Source organism: Actinomadura sp. NPDC048032 (assembly GCF_040653175.1).
In the GTDB taxonomy this organism is placed as follows: Bacteria; Actinomycetota; Actinomycetes; order Streptosporangiales; family Streptosporangiaceae; genus Spirillospora; species Spirillospora verrucosospora.
On the sequence record NZ_JBEZJP010000574.1, the window covers coordinates 1 to 3,998 of the forward strand.

A 3,998-nucleotide genomic window follows, 5' to 3' on the forward strand; every position below is an offset into this window, starting at 1 on the left:
GGAGGACGTCGACCAGCACGCGGGCACGCCCGGGCTCGGTGAAGTACTCGACGAACCGGGACCGGGCGCCGCGGTGCGCGCGCAGGTAGTTGCTCGACGTGGACTGCACCGTCGGCGACAGCTGCACCGTGTTCACGTTGCCCGGCTCGATCTTGGCCTGCATCAGGAAGTGCAGGACGCCGTCGATCTCCTTGGCGAGGATGCCCACGATGGCGACGTCCTGCTGGTAGATGATCGGCTGCCGCCATTCGGGGGTGGCGCCGTAGTCGGTGCGGGCGTGGATGCCGCCCACGGTGAAGAAGCGGCCGCTCTCGTGCACGAGGTCGCCCGACCCCGGCGCGAACGACCAGCCGGCCATGCGCGCGAACGGGATGCGCGTCACCTCGACCGGGACGCGGCGGCGGCGTTCGTCCAGCCATTCCAGGACGTCCCCGGCCGGCCGGGGCCGGCACTCGGCCGACGCCGCGAGCCGCCGGCCCAGCTCGGATTCCTCGCTCGGCGCCGCCCTCAGCGCAGAGCCCGCGTTCGCACCCGCCATGCCCGCCTCCGTCCGCGGCAGCCGGATCCGGCTGCCGTTCGCGCCCGGCTGTATCATTTACTTAAATTACATATAGCATTAGCAGCCGGGAAGGGAGAGCCCGTGTCCGCCTCGGAGCGCGACGTCGCCTTCGGCCCGCAGCACGCCGAGGTCTACGAGCTGACGTACCGGCACCGGGGCAAGGACTGGGGCGAGGAGGCGGCGCAGGTCGCGCGGCGCATCCGGGCGCGCCGCCCCGGCGCGCGGTCCCTTCTCGACGTCGCCTGCGGCACCGGGGCCCACCTGGAGGCGTTCCGGTCGGGCTTCGACCACGTCGAGGGCCTGGAGATCTCGCGCGCGATGCGGGAGCGGGCCGTCCGGCGGCTGCCGGGGGTGACCGTCCACGACGGCGACATGCGGGCCTTCGACCTCGGCCGCGCCTTCGACGCCGTGACCTGCCTCTACACCGCGATCGCCTATCTGCCGACCGTCGCCGCCATGCGCGCCGCGGTCGGGGCCATGGCGGACCATCTCGTCCCCGGCGGGGTGCTCGTCGTCGAACCCTGGTGGCCGCCGGAGAGGTTCATCGAGGGATACGTCGGAGCCGACCTGGTGCGGGACGGCGACACGGTCGTCGCGCGGGTCTCCCACTCGACCCGGCGCGACCGGGCCGCGCGGATGGACGTGCGCTGGCTGGTGGGCCGCCCCACCGGCGTCAGCGAGTTCCGCACCCTGGAGACCTTCACCATGTTCACCGCCGACGAGTTCGCGGCGGCGTTCGAGGACTCCGGATGCGACGTCGAGCACGAGGAGGCCGGCCTCAACGGCTACGGCCTGTTCGTCGGAGTGCGCAGGGGCTGACCCGCGGGCGGCGCCGGCGGGCGCTACTCGCCCCAGCGCAGGTACGTGATGGGCGGCTCCCGTCCGGGAAGCGTGCGCAGAGTCACCTTGTCGAGGCCGACGGCCTCGCGCAGCGCCGCCGTCTCCCCCGGCCACTTGGAATAGGCGATCTCGTCGAAGGCGAGCACGCTGCCCCTCGTGAGGTAGGGCCGGATCGCCTCCAGCGCGGCGCGGGTCGGCGCGTGGAGGTCGAGGTCGAAGTAGGCCAGCGCGATCACGGTCTCCGGGTTGTCGGCGAGGTAGCGCGGCAGGGTCTCGCGGATGTCGCCCTGGACCACCGCGGTCCGCCGGACGTGCGCGAAGGGCTCGCCGGACTCGTGCGCGTCGAGCACCTCCCGCAGGTAGTCGGGGTAGCCCTCGCTCACCGCGAACCGGCCGGCCACCGCGTTGGGCCCGGCCCGGTCGACGTCGCCGACGTCGGGGAAACCGGTGAAGGTGTCGAAGCCGATGACGCGCCGCACCGAGGTGTAGGGCTCGTGGCAGCCGCGGAGCGCGGTCAGCGTGGCCAGGTGCCGCCCGTGGAGGACGCCGAACTCCATGATCACGCCGGGGACGTCGAGGATCATGCGGTACAGCGCGTCCATGCACAGCAGGTCGGTGAGCTGGGGCCGCCGCAGGTACAGGGCCAGGTTGTCGATCAGGTACTCGGGCGGGATGGGGGTCTCGCGCAGCAGCCGGGTGAGCCGCTCGCGCACGTCGCGCTCCTGGTCCGACTCGCGCGCCAGCGAGCGCGGGTCCCTGTGGTTCGGCGAGGTCACCTGTCTCGTCCTCCCAGCGGCAGAGATCGCGTCAAGACGGGTCAGCTCATCCACGCGGCCGGCGCCGGTCCGCCCCGGCCGACGGGCGGAAAGAGGGCCTCCAGCCGGTCGGTCTCCTCCTCGGTCAGCGGCTTGTCCAGCGCCCTCACCGCGCCGTCGACGTGGTCGGGGGTGCGCGGGCCGATGAGGGCCGCGGTCACCCCCGGCCTGGACAGCGTCCAGGCGAGGCCGACCTCCGCGGGGTCCCGCCCGATGTCGGCGCAGAACCGCTCGTACTCGGCGATGGCCGCCGCGTGCTCCTTCAGCGCGTCGACCGCGCGCCCCTGGGCGGACTTGACCGCGGTCCCCTCCGCCTTCTTGCGCAGCACGCCGCCGAGCAGGCCGCCGTGCAGGGGCGACCAGACCAGCACCCCGAGCCCGAGGGCCGTCGCCGCGGGGATCACCTCCAGCTCCGCGTGCCGGGTGACGAGGTTGTAGACGCACTGCTCCGAGGCGAGCCCCGGGACGCGGCGGCGGGCGGCGGTCTCCTGGGCCAGGGCGATGTCCCAGCCGGCGAAGTTGGAGGAGCCGACGTGGCGGACCTTTCCCTGGCCGATCAGCAGTTCCATGGCCAGCCAGATCTCGTCCCAGGGGACCGACCGGTCCACCTGGTGCATCTGGTACAGGTCGATCCGGTCGGTGTTCAACCGGCGCAGGGACGCCTCGCACGCCGCGACGATGCGCCGCGCCGACAGGCCGCGGTCGCCCGGGTCGTCGCTCATCGGGCTCCCGACCTTCGTGGCCACGACGACCTCGTCCCGGCGGCCCGGGCGCGCCGCGAGCCAGTCTCCGATGACCTCCTCGGTGTGGCCCTTGTAGACGCGCCAGCCGTAGATGTCCGCGGTGTCGACGAGGTTGATCCCGCTCGCCAGCGCGTGGTCCATGAGGCGGTGCGCGTCCGCCCCGTCGACGCGGCCGCCGAAGTTCACGGTGCCGAGGCCGAGGCGGCCGATCCGCAGATCGGTGGAACCCAGCGGTACGCGGAACTCTCCGGGATCGGGCATCGACCGCCTCCTCAGGCTCGAACGGCTTTCACGATACTAGTTATTAAAGCCAGATTCCCCTATGTCCCCTACTATCGCGTCCTGCGACGTCAATGCTATCGTTTTCTCAAGTGTAGGACCTTTGGCGGGTAAAGGTGGTCCACATGGCCCCGAGTGCGGTACCGCATCGGCGCGGGACGGCGATCCGGTCCACGGCGGACGACCCGCCGAGCGTGTCCGGCGACAGATCCTCGGTGACCCAGCCGAGGAGATCCGGGGGGTGGGGGATCGTCAGCGACTCCGACGCATCCCACGCGTGAGCACGGCACGGTGACGGGGAGCGCGCCGCCTTCTCCGGCGGCGCCGGCCTTCTGATCGGCCCCGCACGCCGTCGTCGGACCGCGGCCGAATTCCGCCCGGGCGAGGCCGCGGCCGACCTCGATGGACCGTCCGAACCGATCCGCTCTTCGCTTCGACCCGCCGAATCCAGGGTCGCGCGAGATGGGAGAAACGCCCATGGTAACGAAGGCCTCCAGCGGGGATGCTGTGGGAGCCGCCGCGCCCGATCCAGCGTCGGACCGGCCTCGTAAGTTCATCCCGGAGCTCGAAGGACTGCGCGGCGCCGTCGTGCTGCTCGTCGTCCTCGGCCACACCGGAGTGGCGACCAGCGTGCAGGGCTGGAGCTACATGCACTCCACCGGGAACGGCATCTGGGCCATCATGTTCGCCGCGCCGCTCGCGGGCGTGCCGACCGGGCTCATGACGACCGCGAAGGCCGCCACGACGGCGGCCGCGGCCGCC

5 protein-coding genes are annotated in these 3,998 nt (G+C 72.3%); 2 read left to right on the plus strand and 3 right to left on the minus strand.

Going from position 1 to position 3,998, the window contains the following annotated elements:
* Positions 1 to 595, minus strand: a 595-nt coding sequence (locus AB0C69_RS39160) for an NDP-hexose 2,3-dehydratase family protein (protein ID WP_360361244.1), incomplete at its 3' end; no start/stop codon positions are given.
* 45 nt (positions 596 to 640) lie between these two features.
* Between AB0C69_RS39160 and AB0C69_RS39165 the strand changes: the two genes are divergently transcribed.
* Positions 641 to 1,378, plus strand: coding sequence for a methyltransferase domain-containing protein (locus AB0C69_RS39165; RefSeq protein ID WP_353832343.1), 738 nt, complete (start codon positions 641 to 643; stop codon positions 1,376 to 1,378).
* A 23-nt stretch (positions 1,379 to 1,401) separates the two neighbouring features.
* Here the strand turns inward: AB0C69_RS39165 and AB0C69_RS39170 are convergent, their stop codons facing one another.
* Together AB0C69_RS39170 and AB0C69_RS39175 are read right to left on the minus strand one after the other, a co-directional pair.
* Entirely contained in the window at positions 1,402 to 2,175 is a 774-nt protein-coding gene (locus AB0C69_RS39170; protein ID WP_353832344.1) for a class I SAM-dependent methyltransferase, read from the minus strand.
* A gap of 41 nt (positions 2,176 to 2,216) precedes the next feature.
* Positions 2,217 to 3,218, minus strand: coding sequence for an aldo/keto reductase (locus AB0C69_RS39175; protein WP_360361248.1), 1,002 nt, complete (start codon positions 3,216 to 3,218; stop codon positions 2,217 to 2,219).
* 495 nt (positions 3,219 to 3,713) lie between these two features.
* On the opposite strand from AB0C69_RS39175, the gene AB0C69_RS39180 reads away from it, so the two are divergent.
* A partial coding sequence (locus AB0C69_RS39180; RefSeq protein ID WP_360361251.1) for a hypothetical protein occupies positions 3,714 to 3,998 on the plus strand: 285 nt, incomplete at its 3' end.